21 protein-coding genes are annotated in these 23911 nt (G+C 64.6%); 12 read left to right on the top strand and 9 right to left on the bottom strand.

All coding sequences use genetic code 11. The features are described 5' to 3' along the window. The first annotated feature begins 119 nt into the window (after positions 1-119). From HWY05_RS28575 to HWY05_RS28560, 4 genes are all read left to right on the top strand, one after another. On the top strand, positions 120-545 hold the full coding sequence (locus HWY05_RS28575; protein ID WP_035551896.1) for a CopG family transcriptional regulator: 426 nt from the start codon (positions 120-122) through the stop codon (positions 543-545). Positions 546-646: 101 nt separating this feature from the next. Further along, positions 647-1849: a PHB depolymerase family esterase gene (locus HWY05_RS28570; protein ID WP_176060446.1), complete on the top strand. Its 1203-nt coding sequence runs from the start codon at positions 647-649 to the stop codon at positions 1847-1849. Between the two features lie 123 nt (positions 1850-1972). Continuing rightward, on the top strand, positions 1973-4372 hold the full coding sequence (locus HWY05_RS28565) for an ATP-binding protein (RefSeq protein WP_176060445.1): 2400 nt from the start codon (positions 1973-1975) through the stop codon (positions 4370-4372). Between the two features lie 10 nt (positions 4373-4382). Further along, positions 4383-4820, top strand: a complete 438-nt coding sequence (locus HWY05_RS28560; protein ID WP_035562057.1) for a response regulator — start codon at positions 4383-4385, stop codon at positions 4818-4820. 82 nt (positions 4821-4902) lie between these two features. Here the strand turns inward: HWY05_RS28560 and HWY05_RS28555 are convergent, their stop codons facing one another. The 3 genes from HWY05_RS28555 to HWY05_RS28545 form a co-directional block, all read right to left on the bottom strand. Continuing rightward, on the bottom strand, positions 4903-6567 hold the full coding sequence (locus HWY05_RS28555) for an ATP-binding protein (protein ID WP_176060444.1): 1665 nt from the start codon (positions 6565-6567) through the stop codon (positions 4903-4905). A 20-nt stretch (positions 6568-6587) separates the two neighbouring features. Continuing rightward, entirely contained in the window at positions 6588-7256 is a 669-nt protein-coding gene (locus HWY05_RS28550; protein WP_176060443.1) for a biliverdin-producing heme oxygenase, read from the bottom strand. A gap of 185 nt (positions 7257-7441) precedes the next feature. Next, positions 7442-8251 (bottom strand): mechanosensitive ion channel family protein, encoded by an 810-nt coding sequence (locus HWY05_RS28545; RefSeq protein WP_176060442.1) that lies wholly within the window; start codon positions 8249-8251, stop codon positions 7442-7444. 129 nt (positions 8252-8380) lie between these two features. Between HWY05_RS28545 and HWY05_RS28540 the strand changes: the two genes are divergently transcribed. Continuing rightward, positions 8381-8596: a DUF2945 domain-containing protein gene (locus HWY05_RS28540; RefSeq protein WP_176060441.1), complete on the top strand. Its 216-nt coding sequence runs from the start codon at positions 8381-8383 to the stop codon at positions 8594-8596. Between the two features lie 47 nt (positions 8597-8643). On the opposite strand, the gene HWY05_RS28535 is transcribed toward HWY05_RS28540, so the two are convergent. Further along, positions 8644-10356: a GGDEF domain-containing phosphodiesterase gene (locus tag HWY05_RS28535; RefSeq protein WP_035551907.1), complete on the bottom strand. Its 1713-nt coding sequence runs from the start codon at positions 10354-10356 to the stop codon at positions 8644-8646. A gap of 590 nt (positions 10357-10946) precedes the next feature. Between HWY05_RS28535 and HWY05_RS28530 the strand changes: the two genes are divergently transcribed. Next, a complete protein-coding gene (locus HWY05_RS28530) occupies positions 10947-11867 on the top strand; it encodes a LysR family transcriptional regulator (RefSeq protein ID WP_035551911.1) in 921 nt (306 codons plus the stop codon). 223 nt (positions 11868-12090) lie between these two features. Here the strand turns inward: HWY05_RS28530 and HWY05_RS28525 are convergent, their stop codons facing one another. From HWY05_RS28525 to HWY05_RS28505, 5 genes are all read right to left on the bottom strand, one after another. Continuing rightward, positions 12091-13275: an FAD-dependent oxidoreductase gene (locus tag HWY05_RS28525; RefSeq protein ID WP_176060440.1), complete on the bottom strand. Its 1185-nt coding sequence runs from the start codon at positions 13273-13275 to the stop codon at positions 12091-12093. Continuing rightward, a complete protein-coding gene (locus tag HWY05_RS28520) occupies positions 13272-13439 on the bottom strand; it encodes a rubredoxin (protein ID WP_035551914.1) in 168 nt (55 codons plus the stop codon). Before HWY05_RS28520 ends, HWY05_RS28525 begins: the two co-directional genes overlap by 4 nt. A 27-nt stretch (positions 13440-13466) precedes the next feature. Continuing rightward, positions 13467-14561 (bottom strand): aromatic ring-hydroxylating dioxygenase subunit alpha, encoded by a 1095-nt coding sequence (locus tag HWY05_RS28515; RefSeq protein ID WP_176060439.1) that lies wholly within the window; start codon positions 14559-14561, stop codon positions 13467-13469. A 161-nt stretch (positions 14562-14722) separates the two neighbouring features. Beyond that, positions 14723-15223, bottom strand: coding sequence for a GAF domain-containing protein (locus HWY05_RS28510; RefSeq protein WP_035551916.1), 501 nt, complete (start codon positions 15221-15223; stop codon positions 14723-14725). Between the two features lie 143 nt (positions 15224-15366). Next, on the bottom strand, positions 15367-15792 hold the full coding sequence (locus HWY05_RS28505; RefSeq protein ID WP_035551919.1) for a TOBE domain-containing protein: 426 nt from the start codon (positions 15790-15792) through the stop codon (positions 15367-15369). 307 nt (positions 15793-16099) lie between these two features. Between HWY05_RS28505 and HWY05_RS28500 the strand changes: the two genes are divergently transcribed. From HWY05_RS28500 to HWY05_RS28475, 6 genes are all read left to right on the top strand, one after another. Then, on the top strand, positions 16100-17845 hold the full coding sequence (locus HWY05_RS28500) for an SH3 domain-containing C40 family peptidase (RefSeq protein WP_176060438.1): 1746 nt from the start codon (positions 16100-16102) through the stop codon (positions 17843-17845). Positions 17846-17987: 142 nt separating this feature from the next. Further along, positions 17988-18455: a VOC family protein gene (locus HWY05_RS28495; protein WP_176060437.1), complete on the top strand. Its 468-nt coding sequence runs from the start codon at positions 17988-17990 to the stop codon at positions 18453-18455. 607 nt (positions 18456-19062) lie between these two features. Continuing rightward, the gene (locus HWY05_RS28490; RefSeq protein ID WP_231585119.1) at positions 19063-19548 is read left to right on the top strand and encodes a spore coat U domain-containing protein; all 486 of its coding nucleotides are present in this window, start codon (positions 19063-19065) and stop codon (positions 19546-19548) included. A 17-nt stretch (positions 19549-19565) separates the two neighbouring features. Continuing rightward, positions 19566-20300, top strand: coding sequence for a fimbria/pilus periplasmic chaperone (locus HWY05_RS28485; RefSeq protein WP_176060479.1), 735 nt, complete (start codon positions 19566-19568; stop codon positions 20298-20300). 119 nt (positions 20301-20419) lie between these two features. Continuing rightward, entirely contained in the window at positions 20420-22942 is a 2523-nt protein-coding gene (locus tag HWY05_RS28480; protein WP_244146724.1) for a fimbria/pilus outer membrane usher protein, read from the top strand. Next, positions 22939-23895, top strand: a complete 957-nt coding sequence (locus tag HWY05_RS28475) for a spore coat U domain-containing protein (protein ID WP_035551924.1) — start codon at positions 22939-22941, stop codon at positions 23893-23895. The genes HWY05_RS28480 and HWY05_RS28475 overlap by 4 nt, the downstream gene beginning before the upstream one ends. Positions 23896-23911: the final 16 nt, after the last annotated feature.

Raw genomic sequence — 23911 nt, 5'->3', positions numbered from 1 at the left:
CCGGCGTCAGCGGACTTAGTGCGCCCTGTTTTTTCTCATTGACCCCGGTCAGCCGACAGGCGTATAACCATCCCATTGGATGGCATGGGGATGCCATTCAGATGCCAAACGGAGTATGAATGCCTAAACTCAACCTCGTCGATACCTCGCGCCCGAAAGGCGGCGAGACTGAAAAGATCACCATCAATCTCGGCCCGGTCGACCTCGGGCAGATCGATCTGCTGGTCGAAGAAGGCTTTTATTCGAACCGCACCGATCTGATTCGCACGGCGATCCGTAACCAGCTCGCGGTGCATGCGCAGGTCGTCACGGAAACCGTAACGCGCCGCGCAATGGTGCTCGGCCTGCAGCACTTCTCGCGGGGCGATCTCGAAGCCGCGCAGGCCGCCCATGAGCAACTCGACATTCACGTGCTCGGCCTTGCCAGCATCGCCGCCGACGTCCCGCCGGAACTGGCGACGGCCACGATCGCATCGGTGGAGGTGCTGGGGGCGTTTCACGCGTCGCCCGCGGTCAAGGCGGCGCTCGCGGGCCGCATCCGCTAGGCGAGCTTTTCGATAGATAGATTGATTGATTGCATGGCGTAACCCGTGGCGCACTTCACCGAGCGTCGCTCACGCCTCAACTCAGGCCAACGCAAACCATCATGAAAGTGAACGAAGATTTTTTAAAGTCGATGAAAGAAGCCTTCGACCTGTTGCGCACGAAAGGCCCGAAGGAAGCCACTGCAGCGGTTCAACGAGCGCTCGCGGGCGGCAAAGGCCATGGACACAGCAGCGGCGATGGTGGCGGCAACGCCACCAACAGCGCACAACACGCGCAGCCTGGACAACCCAACGCCGCGCACCCGAACGCGCACCCCAACATGCCTCGCAGCGCGGGCGAATGGTCGCAGGCATGGACCAACGCCTACGCTCAAACTCAGGCGCACCAACCTCCCCACACCCAAGCCGACACCACGATCGACGCCGACGCCCCCGGCGTCTTCAGCACGCACACGTTCAGCAATCACGCGGGCCAACGCGGCTACAAGCTGTACGTGCCCGCTGTCTATAACGACACCCCGCTGCCGCTGATCGTTATGCTGCACGGCTGCACGCAGAACGCCGACGACTTCGCCGCCGGCACGCGCATGAACGAGCTGGCGGAGCGTCACGGCTTCCTCGTCGTCTATCCGAATCAATCGCAGGCGGCGAATCACTCGACCTGCTGGAACTGGTTCAAACCTGAGGATCAGCAACGCGATCAGGGCGAACCGTCGTTGATCGCCGGCATTACGCGCGAGGTGACGGCGCGCTATCGCGTGGATCCGGCGCGGGTGTATGTCGCGGGTCTGTCGGCAGGCGGCGCGATGGCGGACATCATGCTGACCACGTCGCCCGATCTGTACGCCGCCGCCGGAGTGCATTCAGGCCTGGCCTACGGCAGCGCGAAGGGTCTGCCCTCGGCGCTCGCCGCGATGAAGGGCGGCATGGGCGCGCAACGGCATCGTACTCACGCCGCGCCGCAACGTCCGCTGATTGTGTTTCATGGCGACGCGGATCAGACCGTGCATCCGTCGAATGGGATCGCACTCGTCGCGCCGTTCGATGCCAGCGCCACGGATCTCACCGCAAGCACGATCGCCGCCGCGCAATCGGACACCACCCGCGCGACCCACGCACAGCGTCGCTATACCGTGCAGCGTCGGCTCGCCGCGAACGGCGTCGAAGCGGAGTACTGGTCGATTCACGGCGCGGGCCACGCGTGGTCTGGCGGCAGCCCACGCGGCACGTACACGGACCCGTCGGGCCCCGACGCCGCTGCGGAAATGGTGCGATTCTTCTTCGCCCATCCACGGCAACGGTGAGTGGTGACATCAAGCGACATCAAGCGGCAGCAAAGAGCGGCGACGATAACGACAACACCCAACCCACCCCGCCGCCCTCACGCCCGCTATGCGAAAATGCCCTATACCGATCGTGGAGCACGCATGGCAGACCTCGCATCTTCCGTGTCTTCGAGCCTTGAAGACAACTGCGCAAGAGAACCCATCCACATTCCCGGCGGCATCCAGCCGCACGGCTTTCTGTTCAGCCTCGCCGCCGACGGCACGGTGCTGCAGGTCAGCGCGAATATCGCCGCCATCACCGGCATGCCGCCCGAGCGCGCGTTGGGCGAACCGGCCGCGCAACTCGTCGGCGACGCGTGGGCCGCGCGCATCGTCGAGGCGCTAGGCACGCATCAGGAAGACGGCATTCCGCTTTACCTCGGCTCCATGAGCGACCCGCGCGCGCGCCGCGCCGGCACGCAGCCTTCGCACGAAGCCGACACATCCGGCATGCCGTTCGCGGTGATCGTGCATCGTCATCAGGACATTGCGATCGTCGAACTGGAACCGGCGCGCGGCACGCTCGACGTGTTCTCGTCGATGTACCCGCTGGTGCGCACGTTCATCAACCGTCTGCAAGAGGTGGACAGCGTCGACGGCCTCGCGCAGTTGGCCGCCGACGAAGTGCAGCGCATCACCGGCTTCGGCCGCACGATGGTCTACAACTTCGACGAAGCCGGCAGCGGGCACGTGATCGCCGAACATCTCGAACCGGGCTACGCGTCCTATCTCGGCCAGCGCTTTCCCGGCTCCGACATTCCCGCGCAAGCGCGCGCGCTTTATGTGCGCAACCGCATCCGCCTGATCGCCGACGCCGACTATCAGGCCGCGCCGCTCGTGCCGCCGCTGCATCCGTCGACGGGTCGGCCCACCGACCTTACCTTCTCGTCGCTGCGCAGCGTCTCGCCAGTCCACGTGCAGTACATGAAGAACATGGGCACGCTGTCGTCGATGTCGATGTCGATCGTGGTGCGCGGCAAACTGTGGGGGCTGATCTCCTGCCATCACGACAGCGCGCGGGTGCCGCCGTTCGAAGTGCGCAGCGCGTGCGAGCACATCGCGCAGGTGCTGTCGCTGCAAATCGAAGCAAAGGAAGCCCACGCGGAATCCGAATACCGCCTCGCACTGCGCCGCACGCTCGCGCGCTCGCTCGCTGCGATGGCCAACACGGATAGCTTCGCCGACGCGCTCGTCAACGCCCCAAAAGATCTGCTCGGGCTGACCGCGTCGGACGGCGCGGCGATCGTCTTCGACGGCCGCATTCTGCGGGTCGGCGCCACGCCGCCGGAAGCGGCCGTGGCGAGGCTCGTCGAATGGCTCGACACGCAGGTCGACGACACCTTCGCGACCGACTCGCTCGCCACCGCGTGCCCGGTTCTGCCGGCTCATCCGGACTACGCGGGCCTGCTCGCCGTGTCGATCTCGAAGCTGTTTCGCAACTACGTGCTGTGGTTTCGCGAGGAAGTCGTGCAAACGATCCAGTGGGCCGGCGACCCGCGCGCAAAACTGGCCGGCCTCGCCGATTCGCTATCGCCGCGCAAAAGCTTCGACGTCTGGACCGACACCGTGCGGGGCCATTCGCTCGCGTGGCGCCCCGCCGAACTCGAAATCGCGCTCGAATTCCGCACCGCGCTGCTCGGTATCGTGCTGCGCCGCGCGGAGGAACTCGCGCAACTGGCGCTCGAACTCGGGCGCGCCAACAAGGAGCTCGAAGGGTTTTCGTACACGGTGTCGCACGATCTGCGCGCACCGCTGCGGCACATCGTCGGCTTCGCCGATCTGCTGCGCGATATGGAAAGCGAGCGCCTGTCCGAACGCGGCCGGCATTTCGTCGAGCGGATCATCTCGTCGGCGCGCTTCGGCGGCAAACTGGTCGACGATCTGCTCGCCTTCTCGCAGATGGGCCGCGCGGCGCTGCGTGCGCAATTGGTCGAGCTGACGCCGATGATCAACGCGCTGATCGCCGACGAAGCGAAAGACGCCGCGCCGCGCGAGATCGCCTGGCGTGTCGGCGACCTCGGCCACGTCACCGCCGACGCGGTGCTACTGCACGTGGTGCTCCGAAATCTGATCGAGAACGCGGTAAAATTCACGTCCACCCGCGAGCACGCCGTGATCGAAATCGGCCGCCATGCGGGCGAAGCGGAACTCGCCGGTCAAGACGTTTTCTTCGTCAAAGACAACGGTGTCGGTTTCGACATGCGCTACGTCGACAAACTCTTCGGCGTGTTTCAACGGCTGCATCGCGTCGAAGAATTTCCCGGTACGGGCATTGGGCTTGCTGGTGTCAAACGCATCGTCGAACGGCATGGCGGAAAAACGTGGGCCGTCGGCGAAATCGGTCAGGGCGCGGCGGTGTATTTCTCGCTGCCGCGGGTGTTCATTGCCGACGCCAGCCAGGGCGAGGAGTCCGCGGCGGCGGCGGTGGCGCGGCTGACCGCGTTGTCGCCGGGCAAGCGCTTCCGCCCGGTGCCGAAGGAGTCGAAAGATGAACCGAAATGAAGGAAACAGCGTGCTACGACCGATCCTGCTAGTAGAAGATAATCCGAACGACGTCGAACTCACGCTGATCGCGCTGGAGAAAACGCGTCTCGCCAATCCGGTCGTGTCATTGCGTGACGGAGCGGAAGCGCTGCAATATTTGCGCCGTGAAGGGCAATGGGCGGATCGGTCGGAAGAAAATCCGGCGGTGATTCTGCTCGACAAGAAACTGCCGAAGATCGACGGTCACGAAGTGCTGAAGGCCGTGCGCGGCGACGATAATCTCAAGCGGATTCCGGTGGTGATGCTGACGTCGTCGCGTGAGGAAAGCGACTTGTTGCGCAGCTACGATCTCGGCGTGAATGCCTACGTGGTGAAACCGGTCGCATTCGACGACTTCATGGCCGCGATCAACGACCTCGGCATGTTCTGGGCGGTGCTGAACGAACCGCCGCCTTACGCTCGTTGAGCGTGCTTGAGTGGTTGTGTGCTTGAGCCGCTGAGCGGCTGAACGCCACACGTTGATGCGCGCCGCAGTTTGCGCGCGCCGCTCAGCGATACACCGGCAACCTGACCCGAAACGTTGCGCCCTGCCCCAAGCCGGGACTCTCGGCCACAATCGTGCCGCCGTGCAGATCCACGAGGTTCTTCACGAGCCACAATCCCAAGCCTAAACCCGCCACACGTCCGGAGCCCTCCGGACTGAATTGCTGGAAGCGCTCGAAAATCCGCTCCAGCGATTCTCCATCCAGACCCAGACCCGTATCGCGCACCGCCAGTTCGACGCGCTCGCCTTCCGCTCGCACCGACAGCGTGACACTCCCCTGCGGGCAGAACTTCACCGCGTTCGACACGAGATTCCAGACCACCTGCTTCATGCGGCTTTCGTCGGCGAGCACCATCGCGGAGGTGAGGTCGTCCGCGATCAGTTGCAGGCCCTTGGTTTCGGCATGCATGCGCATGTCTTCGGCGATGATGCCGGCCAGCGCGCCGAGATCCACCGGCTGCAAATTGACCGACAGTTTGCCCGTCACGATCGCGCCGCTGTCGAGCAGATCGTCGACCATGTGGGAGAGCTGGCGCGCGTTGCGTCGGATGACGTCGGTAGCGCGCGTGACATGCGACGGATCCGCCGCGCGCTGCAGCAGATCGGTCCACGACAGAATCGCGGACAGCGGTGAGCGCAATTCGTGGCTGACGGTGGTGACGAAATGGTCCATGGCCATCGCGAGACGTTCGCTGTGTTCGCGAGCGCGTTTCTCCGACGCGGCGATTTCCCGCTGCTCCAGTTCCACTTCCTTGCGCGCGGTGATGTCGAGCGTGAAGCCGATTACCGAACTCAGCGTGTTGTCGGCCAAAAAGCGGCCGACGCCGCGCACCAGAATCCAGCGGATCGCTCCGCTCGCCCAGCCGACCCGATAGTCGACGTCGAAATGCTCGTGGCTCGCCAAGCCCTGATGCATTGCGTCGCGCACGCGGTCGCGGTCCTCGGGATGCACGATCTCCTCGAGCAGGCGCTGTTCGGTGAGCACCGAGGTCGCACCTAAACCGAGGTTGCTCTTGCACTGATCGGTGCATTCGATCGCGCCCGTCGCGGGGTCGAGTTCCCATGCACCGAGTTGCGAAAACGCGAGCGCGAGATGAAAGCGCTCCTGATGTTCGCGCAACTGGGCCTTCGCTTCGTCGGCGAGCAGAAGACGCAATTGCGCCTGCGAGCGCAGCTTCGCGCGTTCGCGCTGGTCGCGCTCGTAGTCGGACAGGCCCTCGGTGACTTCGCTGACGCGCAGCGCGATCTGACCGCCCTGCCCTTGATGCGCACCCAGCAGGCTCGCCTTGATCTTCCAGTAACGCGGCACGTCATGCGGCATATCGCTGCCGCTGTCTTTACCGTTCTCGCCATGACGCGATCCGGGCATCTCATAGCGAAACAACGGCGACCATTTCGCTTCGGCCGCGGACAACTCGCGCAGCGCGCTGCCCAACCAGGCACGGCGCGCTTCGCGCTGTTCCACCGGGCCGAACTGGTTGACGTCGAAAATCGATTTACCCAGCAAGTCGCTCAACGACTGTCCCATCAACTCGAGATAGCGCGCATTGGCCAGCACGATCTCGTAGCGATGATTGAGGATCAGATAAGCGTCCGGCAACGACTCGAACGCGGTTGCCGCGTCGAACCGATGCGAAGGGTGGGAGGGATTCTGGTGACGGCTATCCATAAGCGTATTCCGGGCGCGCTTCAATCGACGTTCGCGCAGGCCGCCGACGTGGGGCATTGCGCGAGTTCGATCAGACGGTCGAACGCATCGGCCGCGCCGCGGCACACTTCGTCGATCGTGGCTGGCGAGTGGACCTCGGCCGACAGCGCGCGAATAAAGGCCTGCCAGCGCGCGCCGAGCGTCTCGCGGCCCGCAGCGAGGTAACCGAGCGGATGCGGCGCGAGGCGGTCTTTCAGGCGCGCATATAACACCGCGCCGCCGAGTTGCGAACCTTCGATCACGTAGCAGACACCCCAACGGTAAGCCGCGCTTTGCGCGCCGCGCCATGGCTGCGTGCTAGTCGGTTCCGTCACGTCGGTGCGTTCATCTTGCCGGCGAGCCGCTGTGTGCGCGAGATCCGCGTCGATCAACGCAAGACGGTCAATGCGCGCCGGCAACGTGGACGCTTGCGGCCCGTCGTCGAACTTGTCGAGCCACGCTTCGAGCGGTTCGAGCCAGTCGCGCAGTATCGCCAGATGCGCAAGATAATCGCGCAGCGCCACGCTCTCGACCGACAGCGGCATGATCACGTGCAGCAGTTCATGACGCGCCGCGGTGGCGGCACGTAATGCGCCGAGCGCGCCGTCTTTACCCGGCGACACGCGGCTGACGGATTCTGGTGTGTCGATCAAACGAGTCCGGTTCAACATGATTGAGTAGCGAATGATTATAGGGGCGCGTGCGCGCACGCGCGATAGGCGATTTGCACGGGGTGCTTCGCATGGCGGCAGCGCGAAAATCGCGGGTCGACTGTCGCGCCAACTCGCTCGCGTAGAGCCTGTACACCGCGCGCGAAACGGCACGTGGATCACGCGAGAACACACCACATCGAACGTCAAGCCGCGACCGGGCAACCGGCCTGTTCGAGTGCGCTTTGCGCGTGGTCATGCAGGTCGTCGCTGGTCAACGACGCGTCCGGCGAACGTACCCACGCGGCGATGCGCAGCGTCGCGCCGCCGCTGTCGGGATAGTCCGCCACCGTAATGACCGGCGCGAGCGTCGAGCCGCTCAACACGCGCGGTTCGTCGGCGACGAGTTTCTTCAATTCGCCGATCGCCGCATCGACATCCTTGCGCTCGGCCAGACCCACTTTGACCTCGATACGTTGCGTGCCGCCGCTGCTGTAGTTGATCACCGGATTGCTCCAGATCTGGCTATTCGGCACGAACACCGCATTGCCGTCGCCGCGTTCGATGCGCGTGGTGAACAGCCCCACTTCGCGCACGATGCCGGCCGCGGCGCCGCTACCTTCGATCACGTCGCCGACGCGAAACGGCCGCAACATCAGCAGCATCATGCCGGCCGCGATGTTCTGCAGCGTGCCTTGCAACGCGAGGCCGATCGCGAGGCCGGCTGCGCCGAGCACCGCCAGCACGCTGGCTGTGGCAATACCGACTTCGCCGAGCGCCGCGATGAACACCAGCACGCGCACGGCCCAGGTGCTCATGGCGGCCAGCATCGGCGCGAGCGTCGGGTCCGCATGAGTGCGCGCGAGCGCGCGGGCAAACATGCTGCCGGCGCGATTGGACAGCCACCAGCCGACCACGAGGATCAGCACGGCGAGGACGATATGAAGGGCGTCGTGCGTCATCGTGACGAGCAGCGACGGCTGGAAATGCAATAGACGGGCAAGGAGATCGTTCATGGGTCGTCGTTCCGTTGCGATAGGTTCACCCGATGCAACCAAGCAGGATACGTTCCCGCCCTTTACAAAACGGTTGAGGCGGCACACGGCTTGCTCGACGGCTAGCGGTCCACGGCCGGGAGCGCACGCATGAACCCACCTCTGAAATTACATGACCGCGTCAGTTGGAACACGCCGCAAGGGCTCACGCACGGCAAGATCGTGCGTGTCATTTCTACCCATACGAGCGTGGACGGCAGAACCGTCGATGCGTCGGCGTCCGACCCGCATTACGAAGTGGAGAGCGACAAAAGCGGCAAGCATGCCGTGCATCGCGGGGAGGCGTTGCGGCGATTCAAGGCGTAGCGGAGGAATGAAGGAACGACCGAATGAATGAATTAAGCCGGGACGCTTTAAACAGCGCCCAACGGCTTCAACAGATTGCACAACGCGGCAACCGTGATCGGCCGTGAGAACCAGAAGCCTTGCGCCTCGTCGCAACCCAGCGCTTCGAGTTGCGCGGCCTGTTCGGCGGTCTCCACGCCTTCGGCCGTCACGCGCAATTTGAGCGCGTGCGCCATCGCGATGATCGCGCCGACCAGCGCCTCGCACTGCGGATCGCTGTTCATGCGCATCACGAACGAGCGATCGATCTTGAGACGGTTCAGCGGAAAACGCGTCAGATACGCGAGACTCGAATAGCCGGTGCCGAAGTCGTCGAGCGCCACTTCCACGCCCAGTTCACGCAGCGCATGCAGCGTCTGCAAGGCTTGTTCGGTGTCGCCCAGCAGCACGCCTTCGGTGATCTCGACTTCGAGGTACGACGGATCGAGCGCGGCGTCTTCGAGCGCGCTGCGTATCGTCTCGAACAGGTTCTGGCGTTGGAACTGTTGCGGCGATACGTTGACGGCGATTCGCGGCAGATTGCCGGTCAGGCGCAGCAGCTTGCCGGCGTCGCGGCACGCGGTGCGGATCACCCATTCGCCGATTTGCTCGATCAATCCGGCTTCTTCCGCGACCGGCACGAATTCGACCGGGCTGATCAGTCCGCGCTGCGGATGATTCCAGCGCAGCAGCGTCTCGACCTGCGCGATACGACCGTTCGACAGCGTGACCTGCGGCTGATACACGAGATGCAGTTGCTGCCGTTCAAGCGCTTCGCGCAGCATCCGCTCCAGTTCGAAACGGCGCGCGGCCTGCCCTTCGAGCGCGGTGGAAAAGCGTCGCACCGCATTGCCATGCACCGCCGACGCCGCCGACAGCGCCACGCCCGCGCGACGCATCAGCGTGGGCGCATCCGCACCGTCGGCCGGATACGCGACGATGCCGATGCTCGCCGTGATGTTCAGCGCGGTGCCGCCGCAATCGATCGATTCGGCGATACGGCCGAGCGCTTCGGTGGCGAACGTTTCGGCTGCGGCGCCGCTTTCGTTGATCAGCAACGCGAACTGCGTGCCGCTAATCGACGCGATCGTGCCGTCGTTGGGAAAGAGCCCGCGCAATCGCTCGCCGACAATCTGCAACACGAGTTCGGCCGCATGCAGGCCGAGCGCGTCGCGCAGTTTGCGCAGATGATCGAGTTCGGCGATCACGACGCTGAAGCCGTTGCCGTTGCGCGCACAGCGCTCGATCATCATGTCGAGGCGTTCGGTGAAAAGCGTCTGGTTCGGCAGGCGCGTCACGCCGTCGTGATGCGCGACGTACCAGAGGCGTGCTTCGGACAGCGCGTAGCGCGTCATGTCGATCGCAATGCCGACGTAGCGGGCCGGCTCGCCGACCAGCACCATGCCGGTCTGTGCCGAGTCCGTGACCAGCGGCGCCAGCGCAAGCACCACGCGAATCGTCGTACCATTGTGCCGCACGAAGGTCCACTCGCCTTCGTAGCGTGCGCCGATCGCCGCCAGTGGCGGCAATTCGGCGCGGCGCTTCGCGAGTTCGGCCGGGTCGAACAGGGATTCGAACGACCGCGCGCCGAGCAACTCGTCGGCGGCGAAACCGGTCAGCTTTTCGAAAGCGGCATTGACGGCCTCAAACGTGCCGTGCGCGGTGCAGATGAACATGCCGTACGGCGCCGACGCGAGCGCAGCGTCGCGCGTGTGCGCATCGGCATAGAGGTGATGTTGCATCGCGCCGGCCTTTGAATTTCCCAGGTGGTAACAGCGAACAGGCAAAAGCGAACAGGCGTTTCTTCAAGCGGGGCGCAACCGGTCCGGCCTCGCGAAATCGCTTCGGCATGCCCGCGTGAATTTTCGCAGAAGCCGCTGCCGGATGAGCGCCCGGATTAGCCCGGATTGCTCCCCGCCTCCACTCATGTACGCCGGCCAACCGTGCGTATCATAACGGCTTTCCCGCCGCGCTCCCCTCGCGCCGGACGCGGATTCTTCACGGCAATCGTTTCCCTCCGTGTAATCCCCAATTCGCGCGCCGCGCCGGCTGTCGTTCGCCTGTCGCGCTGCTGTCGTTCAGCTGCGGGTCGGCTGCGGTTCAGTTGCCGTTCATTAGCGAATCGCGCACCTCATACCGCACCGGCTATGGCCAGGATATTCCGTGCGTCATAAGTCAATACGCATCGGTGTTTCATCGCGTTGCACAGGGTGTCGCCGGATTGACGACCGTTATATCCGTGGATATATTTTGCTCGCACTTTCCCCGATACAAAGCGCCGTTCCGCCGCATCGATCCGCACGGATCCGCACGTCACCGAGTCCCGCATTGCATGTCCAAGGAAGTCATCGACTCGCACCTGCTCAAGGTGCTGCACACGCTACTGACCGAGTCGAGCGTGTCGCGCACCGCGACCTTGCTCGGCCAATCGCAGCCCACGGTCAGCGTGGCGCTGCGCAAACTGCGCGACATGACGGGCGATCCGCTGCTGGTACGCAGCGGCAGCCGGATGGTGCCGACGCCGCACGCGCTGACCCTGATCGAACCCGCCGCGCAGGCGTTAAGCCATATCGCGGCGATCCTGCATCCCACCACGTCGTTCAATCCGGCCAACACCAGCCAGACCTTTCGAATCGGCTCGCCCGATTATCTCGACGCGTTCTTCGTGCCCGCCGTGGTCGACGCATTCCATCGCGAAGCGCCGCACGCCAAGCTCGAATTCCGCCATCTGATGATGGTGGACGGCGGTTACGAACACGGCCTGGAAAGCGGCTTTCTCGATCTGGTGATCGGCAACTGGCGCACGCCACCCGAGCATCTGCATCTGCAGCCGCTGTGCAAGGACGAACTGGTGTGCCTGCTGCGCAATGGTCATCCGATCAAACCGGGACGGCTCAATAAAGCGGTCTATGAAGAAGCCGAGCATCTGGCGGTGACGACCTACAACACGACCGCATGGGGCACGGTGGATATCGAACTCGCGCGCAACGGTTTGTCGCGCACGGTCACGACGACGCTGCCGTATTTCGGCATGGCGCCTTACGTCCTCGCGCGCTCCAATCTGCTGTTCACCACCACGCGCGCGCTGGCCACGCATTACACGAAACTGCTGCCGCTGCGCATTGAACCGGTGCCCGGCGAACTGCGTGCGCTGACCTACTATCAACTGTGGCACGACCGCACGCATCGCAGCGTGGCCGCGATCTGGCTGCGCAGGTTGATCGCCAACGTCGCGAAAGATCTGGCTTCCTGATAAAACTCCCTGGCGGCTTCTCGCCACCTTCGCACGCAAGCGCAAGATAAAAAAACGCCGCAAGCAAAGCTTGCGGCGCGAACGGGATCAACGGATGCTTTTCAGGTTGACAGGCCCTGTAGAACACCAGGCGATCACGAAGTGAGGTCGGTCAGAAGGAAGATTGTTATCGCGTGCTGCGTTAAGAGTTAAGGGTTACGGGTTAGATGTTAGGCGTTAGGCGTTACGGATTCGGCGGCGGCGCCATCGCTTTGATCAGCGCCGCTTTGCCCTCGACGGATTTGCCGAGCAACGCGAAGCCCAAGGTCCGTTCGCCATCCACCTGCGTGCACACCGCACGCGCCGCATGCACCGCTGTGTCGCCGCCGGTTTCGATCGACCACGCGCCCTCGCCTTCCGGCGTGACGACCACCGCGGGACTCGCCGGCGTCTTCACCGTGATCGGCATGACCGGGAACGCTACACGCGTCGGCTCGCCGGCCAGCGTGCGCGCCAACGCCCGCGCCGCGTGCATGATCGGCAGCACGTACGGCTGCACTTTGCCGTCGATTGCCGCGCAATCACCGAGCGCGTAAATATCCGGCGCGCTCGTGCGACACCACGCATCGGTACGAATCCCCTGCTCGATCTCGAGCCCGGCCGCCGCGGCCAACGCCGTGCGTGGCGCGAGCCCGATCGCCGAGACCACGAGGTCGGCGTCGATCCGTTCGCCGTCGGCGAAACTCAGGCGGTAACCGTCCGACAGCCGATCGATACGACTCACGCTACGGCCCGGATGAAAGCGGATGCCGCCTCCTTCGAGAGCGCGCGCGAAAATCTCGCCCACCTGCTGCGGCAACAGACGCGCCAACGGCGTGGTCGCCGGATCGATCAGATCGACCGCGTAACCGGCGGCGGCCAGGTCGTTAGCGAACTCGCAGCCGATCAACCCCGCGCCGAGAATCGCCACCGAACGGCAGCGCGTGAGCGCCAGCCTGAACCGCGCGTAGTCGTCGAGATCGTTGATCGACAACACGTCGTCCGCGCCGTCGCCGCCTACCAGCAAACGGCGCGGATCGGCGCCCGTGGCCAGCACGAGCTGGCGATAGCCGACCAGCGCGTTATCCACCAGCAGCGTGTGCTCGGCCGGCATGATGCGCTCGACGTTCTGATGCACGCGAATCCACGCGCCCAGTTGCGAGGCCATCGCCAGCGCGTCGAAACTCGCCAGCGCCTGCGGCTCTTTTTTCATGGCCAATGCGTTCGACAACATCGGCTTCGAATAGAAGCTGCCCGCGTCGCGGCTGATCATCACGATCGGCACGGCGATGTCGAGCTTGCGCAGTTCGCGCGCCACCGTATAACCCGCCATGCCGGTGCCGACGATCACCACCGGCGCCACGCCGTTCTCCTGCTGCGCGGCCGTCATGCGACCACCTGCATTTCGAAATCGTGTTTGCCGGTCGCGCAGTCCGGACACAGCCAGTCGTCCGGCACGTCTTCCCAGCGCGTGCCCGCCGCGATGCCCGCTTCGGGCAGGCCCAGCGCTTCGTCATAGCGAAATCCGCAGATCACGCATTCCCATACTTTCATGACTTCTCTCCCGAATCGCCGCGCGCGTTAGCGCACATAAGCCTGGCCGAGACCGATCTCGGCCAACGCGCGCCGGTAAGCGCCCGACGAGCGGTCCGCCAGAATCGGCGCCTCGGCCGCGCGGTCGATCGGCAAGTCTTCCGGACGCTGTTGCTCGACGATCGCGCGGTCTTCCTCGAACACCTGACGGTTGAACGCGTAGACGTCCTCGAGCGGCAGATCCTTGTCGAAGTTGCGCACGATCGGCACGAACAGACGCGTCTTGCGCGCCGACACCGGGCTCGCGGCATTCAGGATCGACAGACGGCCGTTCTCGGGAAACTGCACAGTGAGGCGCGCGAAGAACGGCACGTCCACTTCGAAAATGCGGTGCCACAGATAATCGTCGGGCGCGCGATGCTGCATCGACTTCGGGAAGTTGCTGACGTTGCTCACATACTCCGCCTTCATGCCGCGTTCGCGTCGTTCGACGGAGTACTGCGGCACCACCGGGTTGTGCCGGTCGGCGAAACTGTCGTGGTGAATCCACGCGAAGTGCGCGACGTCGATAAAGCCTTCCGTCTGACGTCCCGCCGACGCGTTGATGTCGATCGAAGGCGGCAGAATCTGCTGGAAATCCGGATCGTTCCAGTACGGAAACGAAGGCAACGCTTCCGTGCCGCCGCCGAGCGACACCCACACGAGTCCATAGGCCTCCTGCGTCGCGTAGGTGACCAGACGCAGGCGGTCGGGGATCGGGCCGTCCGTTTGCGACGGAATGTGGTTGCACTTGCCGTCGCTGCCGTACGCCAGGCCGTGATACGGGCACACGATGTTGCCGTTATCGACCCAGCCCTGACTCAGCGGCGCGCCGCGATGCGGACAGATGTCGCGCGCGCTCACCAGTTGTCCGTTCGAGCGGAACACGACCAGCGGCTCATCGAGCAGCGTCACGCTGACGGGTTTGTCGGTGACGTCCGCGGCGAACGCGACCGGATGCCAGTAGCGGCTGAGAATCTCCCAGTCGTGGGCGTCGAACGTGCAATTGCGGGGTAACGCGGGGGAGCGCTGAAACGTCAGCGGCTGGGTGGTCGTAGCAGCAGCCGTCGAGGAAGCGCTAGGGGTAGCGGTGGCGGAACTCATGCGTGTCTCCAAAACCTGGTGGGGGTTCGTCGCGCTCATGTGAAGTCCTGAGCGCGTGGAGAGAACGATAGCGGGATGAGGTCCGCCGACCCATCCCCTGAAGGGCATCTAGTCTATGTACGAAAGCGCATAGGGTGTCCCCGCGCGCTACGTGAAAAACGTTACGCGGCGCGCGGCATCGCCGCTTCGATAAACACCGCGCAGAGCGCTTCCATGCCCTTCGCGTCTTCTTCGTCGAAGCGCGCGACCAGCGGGCTGTCCACGTCCCATACGCCGATCAGCGTGCCGTCCGGCGCGACCAACGGCACGACGACTTCCGAATTCGACGCGGAGTCGCAGGCAATGTGACCGGGGAATTCATGCACGTCGCGCACTACTTGCGTCTGACGGGTTTGCGCGGCCGTGCCGCACACGCCCTTGCCGAGCGGAATGCGCACGCACGCGGGCTTGCCCTGGAACGGACCGACGACGAGTTCCTGACCGTCGTGGAAGTAGAAACCGGCCCAGTTCAGATCGCTCAGCGAATGGAACACGAAGGCGGAAAAATTCGCGGCGTTGGCGATCCAGTCGGTTTCGCCGGCGAGCAGCGAACGCGCCTGCGCGACGAGTTCTTCGTAGTGCGCGGCTTTGGGCAGAGAGGAGGCGGAAGAAACTTCGAACATGACGGTGTCCGTGACGAAAGCGGAAAGAGGAACAGCAAGGCTGTGCAGTTTAATGCAAGCGGCTGTTTCGTTCACGGGACTGGTGCGGTGGGCAACGCCCTCGTCAATGTCGGCCAGTCGCGAAACCGGCCGACACGCAGCGCTTACTGATCGACGCCGATGATCACGCTCGACGCCTTGAAGATCGCCGTGGCCGCTTTGCCGTTCGCCAGCGCCAGACGATCGACGCTGTCGTTGGTGATGATCGCCGCGATCTGTGCGCCGCCGGCGCTGATCGTCACTTCCGAATTCACCGCGCCCTTCGTCACCGCCGACACCGTCCCGGCGATGCAGTTGCGCGCCGACACCTGGTTCTTCGCGACGTCGACCATGACGATCACCGACGACGCCTTGACCAGCGCGAACGCTTTTTTGCCGGCCGCGAGACCGAGTTTGGTCGCGCTGCCGTGCGTGATGATCGCGACGATCTCGAGACCGTCCTGGGTCCGCAGCGTGACTTCGTCGTTGACGGCGCCGTGTTTGACTTCGGTGACGTCGCCGGTGAATTGATTGCGTGCGCTGGTTAGCATGTCGTTCTCCTGGTGGTAGGGCCGCGTACGTGAGCGTCGAGGCCCGATGTGAAGGTGGCGGCGAATGGTGCGAAACACTCGCCGGCCGCGCCCGCGCTTTGCGTCGACAGAGACGTCATATAGACGTCGATACAGACGTAAAGCGCGGGTTGGCGCAACCGTATTTCACGGCCTGAAACGCCATGAAAACACGAAAGCATTATGTAGGGTTTTTCACAACGCAGCGGGGACACGACATATCGTTCACGTCGATCGCTTCGCCGACACCGTATCATCGTGCCCTTGGCCCTTTTCCCCGTCGAAGCTCATGCCTGTCGCCGTCCTGCCCCGCCGTGCCCTCAATGGGTCGAACCACTGGTCGAACGCCTGCCGCGCCGCCGCGCTGTGCTGCTCACTGACCGCACTCGTTACGCTCGGCGCCTGCAGCAATCCATCGCAGTCCCACGACGCCCGTGTGCCGCTCGACACCGTCACGCTGTTTCCGATCGCCAACTACGATCAGAACGTCGATCACTGGCTCGAACCGGACAGCCCCGACTACGACAAGCCGTTTCTGAGTGCCGCGGACCAGCAGGCGCAAGTCAAGTCGCTCTACGCGCGCTACTTCGGCACTGGCAGCGACGCGCCGTCGCCGTGGAATTCGGCGTTCGTCGCGATGCGGGTGTATCGCCAGCAAGGCGCGGACATTGCCGCGTTGCAACAGCGCAGGCTCGACAAGTTCGACAACACCGGCAAGAGCGGCGCGGCGCTCGGCTACGGCGAGAACTTCCGTCCGCACGACAAGGCGTGGATCGACGCGATCGCGCAAAACGAAAACGTCGCGCAGTTCACGCAGAACGCCGCGTATCGCCCCGAACAACGCGCGATCGCCACGACCAATCTGATGGTGCGCGAACTGCCGAGCATCGACCCCTCGTTCTACGATCATCGTCTGGCCGGCGAAGGCTATCCGTTCGACAACCTGCAGATCTCGGCGGCGCGGCCGGGTACGCCGCTTTATGTGCTCGGCAGTACGGTGGACGGCGCGTGGCGCTACGTGCAGACGCCCGACGTGCAGGGCTGGGTGCGCAGCGACGGCGTCGGCATGACCGACGATCGCTTCGTCGACAGGTGGCGCGCCGCCACGGCGAAATCGCTGGGCGCGGTGATCGTCGCGTCGGCGCCGGTGCGCGACGACCGTGGCGTGTTCCGCTTCGACGCGCCGGCGGGCACGCTGCTGCCGCTGCTGCCTCGGGCGGCGGCATCGGCAAGTACCGCGAAGCGTGCTGTAGCTAACACGGTGCCAGCGAAATCAGGCGCGGCAGCACATGCGGCAAGTGCCGCCCATGCCGCAGACCGCGCTGCGGAAACCAGCGCAATCGCAAACGAGCCGGACACCTCCGCACCGACCAGCGCCGCTGCGTCCCACCAACTCCTCGTCCCTGCCCGCGATGCCGACGGTCAGGCGCTGATCCGCACCGCCACGCTGACCGACACGCAGATCGCAGCGACGCCGCTTGCCGCCACGCCGCGTCATCTGGCCATGCTGATGAAGACGCTGATCGGGCGGCCGTACGGCTGGGGCAATAGCGGGCTCTACAACGATTGTTCGTCGGAACTGCAGAGCATCTTCGCGACCTTCGGCGTGTGGCTGCCGCGTCATTCGTCCACACAGATGAACGCCGGACGCATGGTCGATCTGTCGGCGTCCACGCCCGCGCAGCGGCTCGACTATCTCGCGCAGCACGGCGTGCCGTTGCGCACGCTGATCTACATCGGCGGCCATGTGATGCTGTACATCGGCAACACGACCCGCAACGGCGTCGCGGTGCCGGTGGTCTACCAGGACGTGTGGGGCCTGCGCCCCGCCGACGACAGTCGGCGCGCGGTGATCGGCGGCTCGGTGATTTTGCCGCTGCTCGAACATATTCCGGAAGACGCGACGCTGCAGTCGCTGGCGGCGACGCCGACCTTCCAGGTCAGCATTCTCGGCGCACCGGACGGCGCCGCATCGACGCCGGGCGCCGCCGGCACGCCGGCCACGCCGCCAGACGAAGACAACCCGGCCGGCTGACGCAGTCAGCCGGCACGCCCGTGCTGAGAATATTTTTCCCGGCGTGTCGATTCGACGGCAGTGCACTCGTCGTACGGTTGAAGGCCTCGCTCAGCGAGCCGGTCTTCCACTCACGAAGCCGTTCAACCAAGGAGTCGCCGTCATGTCCAGCACTGCTGTCAAACCGATCCCGGATGGGATGCACTCGCTTACCCCGTATCTGATCTGCGCCAACGCCGCGGACGCCATCGCGTTCTACGTGAAAGCCTTCAACGCCGTCGAACAGTTTCGTCTGCCCGGCCCCGGCGGCAAAGTGATGCATGCCTGCCTGAAGATCGGCGACTCCATGCTGATGCTCACCGACGAATGGCCCGAGCACAACACGCTCGGCCCGCTCGCGCTGAAAGGCACGCCGGTCATGATTCATCACTACGTGCAGGACGTCGACGCCAGTTTCAACCAGGCTGTCGAGGCCGGCGCGACCGTGATCATGCCGGTCACCGACATGTTCTGGGGCGACCGCTACGGTCAGTTGAAGGACCCGTTCGGCCACGGCTGGTCGCTCGCCACTCACACCCAGGATCTGAGCCCGGAACAGATCCAGCAGAACATGGCCGATTGCATGAAGTAACCCGCGGGTCCAACAGAGAGCGGCGCCAGGCCGACCCTCGGGTCGGCCTTTTCTTTGCCGGAAGAACCCGTATCGACCCGTTGATCGCAGCACTCGCAGTGGCAATCATTTGCCCCGAGTGCTAATCGCGTATTGACGGTAAATGAAATGCCCGTTTTAATCCGGCTCAATTCGATTCAAGTCGCATTACCAATTACCTGATTCGCATAATTTACAATATCGCCAACAACACCGAATTGCCGGACGCAATTGAAATTAGAAAAAAATACCACGCTTAGGGTTTTTCCCCAGCCTCGCCAGGCAGAAACAATTTCCTGCAACACGCCCGCCCCGCCTACCATTGCTGTTGACGCACCCTTGACCCATTGCCTGAACCGAAAATTCTCATCTAAGCATTTGTATGGCAAAGAAAGTCTGGTGTAGACTCATTTTCAACAATTGCAATAACGTTTTTCATAAAGCAAACACTCAGCGGGGAAATTTCAACCACTCGCCGTCTATCCGGCGGCTTGAATTGAAATTGACCGCGCGATAAAACCGGTGTCCTGTCGGCCTGAGAGGTTTCATGATGAAACGAAAACTGCTGTCATCCAGCCTGATCGTCGCAATGATGTTCGGCTTGCCTCTTCAGCTTGCGCGCGCCGCCGTCTATTCGAACGGCACCGCGACCAGTACCTTCACCGTCACACTCACGCTCGCCGCCAACTGCTCGATCAGCGCGACCCCGCTGAACTTCGGCAGCAACGGCGTGCTCGCCACCGCGATCAACCAGCAGACCACGGTCGCGGTCACCTGCACCAACACCACGCCGTACAACGTCGGGCTCGACGGCGGCACCGTCACCGGTTCGACCGTGACGAGCCGTCTGATGGCCGGCACCGCCACCGGCAACACCAGCACCACGGTCGGCTTCCAGTTGTATCAGGACGCCGGCCACACCACGCTGTGGGGCAACACGCAAGGCACCAACACGGTCAGCGGCACCGGCTCCGGCTCGTCGCAATCCATCACGGTCTACGGCCAGGTGCCGGCGCAGACCACTCCGAAACCTGACACGTATCAGACCACCATTACCGCCACGGTCTACTTTTGACGCGCGGCGCCTGGCGCCTGGGCGCGCCTCGCCGGCTCCTCGCGGCAAGCGCATTCGCGTGGTGCCTGAGCGCGGCGGTCGCGCCGTTCGCGCAAGCCGCGACGCTGCAGATTTCGCCGGTCATGGTGGACATGTCGGCAGACGCCAACGCGACCGGCATCACGCTGAAGAACCCCGGCGAGAAACCGCTGTTCGGTCAGGTGCGGGTGTTCCGCTGGGATCAGGCTAACGGCGAGGACACGCTGACGCCCACGCAGGATCTCGTCGCCAGTCCGCCGCTGATCCAGATTGCCGGCCACGCCGATCAACTGGTGCGGCTGGTGCGCACGAATCCGGCGCCGTCGGCGGCTGAGCAGGGCTATCGCGTGCTGATCGACGAGTTGCCCGAGCCCGACGCCGCGCCCACCAGCGGCGTGACGATCCGCCTGCGTTATTCGGTGCCGGTGTTCGTCGAACCGGCCGTCGACATCGGTCAGCCGAAACTGTCGTGGCATCTGTCGCGCGGCACGCAAAGCTGGATGCTGCGGGTCGACAACAGCGGCCGAAAACGCGCGCAGATCGCCGCCGTACAACTGATCGACAACGCCGGCAATGCCTACCCGATCAACAAAGGACTGCTCGGCTACGCGCTGGCCGGACGCGAACGGCACTGGCCGGTCGCGCTGCCTGACAACGTCGCGCAGAACGGCCCGCTGAAGGTGCGAGCCTCGGTCAACTCGCTGCCGGCCGAAGCCGCCGTGAAGCTCGACTAGGCACGCGGCAGCACGCGGCCACGGCGCGACCCGGCGCGACCCGGCGCACACGAGTCCGGCCGCGAGCGCGCGCCGGCCGGAGGGAACCGACACGATGGACCGCCACGCAACCGATGAGAATGACACGACGGCGAATACGTCATGGATGGAAGCCGCATGCCGTCGCGCTCGCGGTCACGCTGTCTCTGCTCGGCGCGAGCCGGGCCGGCGCGCAGACGCCGCCGACGTTGCAGCGATCGCAACCGCAGCCGCAGCCACAGCAGCCGGCCATGCCCGCCGCCGCACCGGCCAACCCGCCCGCCGCGGGCGCCGCGCCGGCACGTGATCTGTATCTGGAAGTCATGCTCAACGGCCAACGCACTTCGTTGATCGCGCACTTTCGCGAAGTGGGCGGCCGCCTCAGCGCGACCGCGAAAGACCTGAGCGACATCGGCGTCGCCACCGACAAACTCGGTGCCGCCGACAGCGCCTCGCTCGAACTCGACCGCATTCCCGGCCTGCAGTACCAGTACGACGCCGCCAGCCAGAGCATCGACCTGCAAGTGCCCGACGCGATCCGCAAGCCCTATACGTTCGACACCCGCGAACTCACGAAAACGCCGGACGCCGCGTCGTCGCGCGGCTTCCTGATCAACTACGACGCGTTCGCGCAAACCGACACCAACGCGCAACTCGCGCTCTGGAGCGAGGAACGCTACTTCGATCCGAACGGTGTGGTGAGCAACACCGGCATTGCGTACCTGTACCGCGATCTGCATCGCTACGTGCGCTACGACACGTCGTGGAGCAAGTCGGACCCCGCCAAACTCACCACCACGCAAATCGGCGACACGATTTCGTCGTCGCTCGACTGGAGCCGCTCGATCCGCATCGGCGGCTTTCAGTGGCGCAGCAACTTCGCGCTGCGTCCCGATCTCGTGACGTTTCCGGTGCAGTCGCTGTCGGGCACGGCGGTAGTGCCGTCGGCGGTGGATCTGTACATCAACAACGTGCGGCAATACAGCGGCAACGTGCCGAGCGGACCGTTCATCGTCAACAACGTGCCGGGCATTACCGGCGCGGGCGAAGCGACCGTCATCACGCACGACGCGCTCGGCCGCACCATCGCGACCTCGCTGCCGCTCTATGTGGATACGCGGATGCTCGCGGCGGGTCTATCGAGCTATTCGTTCGAAGCGGGTTTCCTGCGCCGCAACTACGGCATCGATTCGTTTTCCTACGATCCGCGGCCGGCCGCCAGCGCGACCGCGCGCCGCGGCATCAGCGATTCGCTCACCCTCGAAGGTCACGCGGAAGCGACCGGCGGCCTCGTCAATGCGGGCGCCGGCGCGCTGGTGCGCATGGGCATGGTGGGGGTGATCAACGGTTCGGTGTCCGGCAGCGCCGGCAAGCTGAACGGCACGCAACTGGGTCTCGGCTATCAACTGATCGAGCCGCGCTTTTCGATCGACGCGCAGACCTTGCGCGCCTACGGCAACTACGGCGACCTCGCCGCGCGCGACGGCACGCCGGTGCCCACCACCACCGACCGCGTGACGCTCGCGCTGCCCCTCTTCAGCCGGCAGACGCTGTCGCTCAGCTATATCGGCTACCGGTATCCGGGCGTGTCGGCGTCGCGGATCGGTTCGCTGTCGTACACGCTGAGCTTCGGCAATCTGGCCTCGCTCACGTTCAGCACCTACAAGGATTTTCTGCAGCACGACGCACAAGGCGTGTTCCTGACCGCGAGCTTCGGCCTCGGCAACAACACGTCGATCAATGCGAGCGTGGGCCGCCAGAACGGCCAGTCGACCTACAACCTCAACGCGCAGCGGCCGCCCGATTACGCCGGCGGCTGGGGCTGGGGCGTGCAGGCGGGCGGCACGGGCGCGGTGCCGTATCGTCAGGCACAGGCGCAATACCTCGGCAAATACGGCGAAGTGACGGCGGTGGCGCAGGACATCGACCGGCATGCGGGCGCCTCGCTCGACATGACCGGCGCGATCGTGCTGATGGACCATACGATCCTGCCGGCGCGCCGCATCGACGACGGCTTCGCGCTGGTCTCCACCGACGGCGTCGCGGGCGTGCCGGTGCTGCATGAAAACCGCGTGATCGGCACGACCGATCGCAGCGGTCATTTGCTGATTCCCGATCTGAACGCGTACCAGCACAACCAGGTCGCGATCGACAGCATGAATCTGCCCGCCGACGCGCGCATCGCGACCACCTCGATGGATCTGGTGCCGCAGGCCCATGCGGGCGTGCTGGCGACCTTCCGGGTGTCGCGTTACAGCGCGGCTTCGGTGATCCTGCGCGGCGCGGACGGCAAGCTGCTGCCGCCGGGCACGCGCGTGCATCACGTGGAAAGCGGCGGCGATACGATCGTCGGGTATGACGGGCTGACGTTTATCGAGCATCTGGAGCGCGACAATCATCTTGAGGTGGACGGCGCGAACGTGCATTGCAGCGTCGCGTTCACCTACGAGCGGCCCAGCGATGGCTCGCTGCCGACGATCGGGCCGTTGACGTGCGGGAAAGCGATGTCGAATGCAGCGCAAGGTGACGCGGGCGACGCTGCGGTGAACGGCGTATCGGGTGCAGCGACCGACACGATCGGCGCGGCCGCCCACGCTGCGACCATCCCCACGGCGGCGCGATGAAGCGGCTCTTCCTGCTCCTCGCACTATGCGCCCTGCTCGGCTGCTTACCGCGCGCCGCGAGCGCGCAAACCTGCACGGCGAGTCCCTCCGCGCTGAGTTTCGGCAACGTCAGCCCGATCGCGCTGAGCGTCGTCAACGCGACCGGCAGCATCACGGTTCAATGCACGTGGCCCGCCGTCACGCTGACGCCAAGCGTGCAGGTCTGCCTGAACATGGGCGGCACGACGCCGCGCTATATGACGAGCGGCGCCAACCAGTTGCAATACAACCTGTATCAGGACGGCGGCTATTCGATTCCGTGGGGGTCGTCGGCACTCGGCACGACGCCGATCTCGCTGATCCTCAATAAACCGTTGACCGACGTCACCGCGTCGGCGACGGTCAATTTCTACGGGCAGGTCAGCAGCAACCAGCCGACCGTGCCGACCACGGGCAACGTCAGCACGGTCTATTCGCAGCTCCTGAGTCAGACGTCGCTGAACTATGGCTTTTATCTGCTGGTCGGGCCAACCTGCGCGTCGCTGACGACGAGCGGCGGCAGCTTCGCTTTCACGGCCAGCGCGACGGTAATCAACAACTGTCTGATCAGCGCGACCAACATCGCGTTCACGTCGACGGGGGTATTGAGTTCGGCGCTGAGCGCGACGGGCGCGGTGACGGCGCGCTGCACCAATAACGACGCTTACCAGATCACGCTGAACGGCGGTTCGAGCGGCAACGTCGCGGCGCGCCAGATGCAGCGCTCGGGCGGCGGCGGCGCGGTGAATTACCAGCTTTATACCGATGCCGGCCACACGCTCCCATGGGGCGACGGCACGGGCAGCACGACGGTGGCCACCGGCACGGGCACCGGCAATCCGGTCGCGATTCAGGTCTACGGTCTGGTGCCGGCGCAGAGCACGCCGATGCCGGGGAGCTACAGCGACACGATCACCGCGACGATCAGCTTTTGAGGGTCGCGGAAGAGGC

Origin of the sequence: Paraburkholderia sp. BCC1876 (genome assembly GCF_902833695.1) — a bacterium.
Classification (GTDB): Bacteria; Pseudomonadota; Gammaproteobacteria; order Burkholderiales; family Burkholderiaceae; genus Paraburkholderia.
This window is presented reverse-complemented; position numbering and strand designations above follow the sequence as displayed.

Coding starts and splice junctions, on each gene's coding strand:
- HWY05_RS28575 (WP_035551896.1), top strand. CDS start 120: ATGCCTAAACTCAACCTCGTCGATACCTCGCGCCCGAAAGGCGGCGAG.
- HWY05_RS28570 (WP_176060446.1), top strand. CDS start 647: ATGAAAGTGAACGAAGATTTTTTAAAGTCGATGAAAGAAGCCTTCGAC.
- HWY05_RS28565 (WP_176060445.1), top strand. CDS start 1,973: ATGGCAGACCTCGCATCTTCCGTGTCTTCGAGCCTTGAAGACAACTGC.
- HWY05_RS28555 (WP_176060444.1), bottom strand. CDS start 6,567: ATGGATAGCCGTCACCAGAATCCCTCCCACCCTTCGCATCGGTTCGAC.
- HWY05_RS28550 (WP_176060443.1), bottom strand. CDS start 7,256: ATGTTGAACCGGACTCGTTTGATCGACACACCAGAATCCGTCAGCCGC.
- HWY05_RS28545 (WP_176060442.1), bottom strand. CDS start 8,251: ATGAACGATCTCCTTGCCCGTCTATTGCATTTCCAGCCGTCGCTGCTC.
- HWY05_RS28540 (WP_176060441.1), top strand. CDS start 8,381: ATGAACCCACCTCTGAAATTACATGACCGCGTCAGTTGGAACACGCCG.
- HWY05_RS28535 (WP_035551907.1), bottom strand. CDS start 10,356: ATGCAACATCACCTCTATGCCGATGCGCACACGCGCGACGCTGCGCTC.
- HWY05_RS28530 (WP_035551911.1), top strand. CDS start 10,947: ATGTCCAAGGAAGTCATCGACTCGCACCTGCTCAAGGTGCTGCACACG.
- HWY05_RS28525 (WP_176060440.1), bottom strand. CDS start 13,275: ATGACGGCCGCGCAGCAGGAGAACGGCGTGGCGCCGGTGGTGATCGTC.
- HWY05_RS28520 (WP_035551914.1), bottom strand. CDS start 13,439: ATGAAAGTATGGGAATGCGTGATCTGCGGATTTCGCTATGACGAAGCG.
- HWY05_RS28515 (WP_176060439.1), bottom strand. CDS start 14,561: ATGAGTTCCGCCACCGCTACCCCTAGCGCTTCCTCGACGGCTGCTGCT.
- HWY05_RS28510 (WP_035551916.1), bottom strand. CDS start 15,223: ATGTTCGAAGTTTCTTCCGCCTCCTCTCTGCCCAAAGCCGCGCACTAC.
- HWY05_RS28505 (WP_035551919.1), bottom strand. CDS start 15,792: ATGCTAACCAGCGCACGCAATCAATTCACCGGCGACGTCACCGAAGTC.
- HWY05_RS28500 (WP_176060438.1), top strand. CDS start 16,100: ATGCCTGTCGCCGTCCTGCCCCGCCGTGCCCTCAATGGGTCGAACCAC.
- HWY05_RS28495 (WP_176060437.1), top strand. CDS start 17,988: ATGTCCAGCACTGCTGTCAAACCGATCCCGGATGGGATGCACTCGCTT.
- HWY05_RS28490 (WP_231585119.1), top strand. CDS start 19,063: ATGATGTTCGGCTTGCCTCTTCAGCTTGCGCGCGCCGCCGTCTATTCG.
- HWY05_RS28480 (WP_244146724.1), top strand. CDS start 20,420: ATGACACGACGGCGAATACGTCATGGATGGAAGCCGCATGCCGTCGCG.
- HWY05_RS28475 (WP_035551924.1), top strand. CDS start 22,939: ATGAAGCGGCTCTTCCTGCTCCTCGCACTATGCGCCCTGCTCGGCTGC.